The organism is Shigella sp. FC1661 (genome assembly GCF_001712525.1).
Taxonomy (GTDB): Bacteria; Pseudomonadota; Gammaproteobacteria; order Enterobacterales; family Enterobacteriaceae; genus Escherichia; species Escherichia coli.
Window position 1 is genome coordinate 1 of sequence record NZ_MDGW01000430.1, and the last position, 639, is coordinate 639.

General features: G+C 52.6%; 2 pseudogenes. One reads left to right on the plus strand and one right to left on the minus strand.

Annotated features, from left to right (window positions below):
- Positions 1-292 (plus strand): annotated as a pseudogene (locus BFF42_RS19515) (IS1-like element IS1X2 family transposase); the annotation flags it as partial.
- Positions 293-319: 27 nt separating this feature from the next.
- Here BFF42_RS19515 and BFF42_RS19520 read toward each other — a convergent pair.
- Positions 320-530, minus strand: a pseudogene (locus BFF42_RS19520) (transposase); the annotation flags it as partial.
- Positions 531-639: the final 109 nt, after the last annotated feature.

Genomic DNA, 639 nt, shown 5'->3' on the forward strand with positions numbered 1-639 from the left:
GGCGCACGTCTTCGGTGAACGCACTCTGGCCACACTGGAGCGTCTTCTGAGCCTGCTGTCGGCCTTTGAGGTCGTGGTATGGATGACGGATGGCTGGCCGCTGTATGAATCACGCCTGAAGGGAAAGCTGCACGTTATCAGCAAGCGTTACACTCAGCGCATTGAGCGACATAATCTGAATCTGAGACAACATCTGGCAAGGCTGGGACGGAAGTCACTGTCGTTCTCAAAATCGGTGGAGCTGCATGACAAGGTCATCGGGCATTATCTGAACATAAAACACTATCAGTAAGTTGGAGTCATTACCGAGCTGTTCTTCCCCAGCACAATCACCGAAAATGGTTCGTCGACCGCGCAGAGTTCCCGAGTCCCGGTTTACCTGAGCAACACCGACAAGTGCGCTGATTTCACGTCTCGAGAGGCTGCTCGATTCAGGCATTTCCGCCAGCAATGCTGCGGCAGTCATGGCTCTAACACCTCAGACGTTCAGTAAGCTCTTTAAAGTAACTCTGAATGTGCCTGTTCATATCTGGGTCTTCCCCGATCATGGTGGGAAGGCTTAGAACGCCATATTCAGTTTCCCATAGTGGAACATCACTCCCAGCTTAAAGCGCTCCCGGTTGCGGTAGCCCTTGGCTT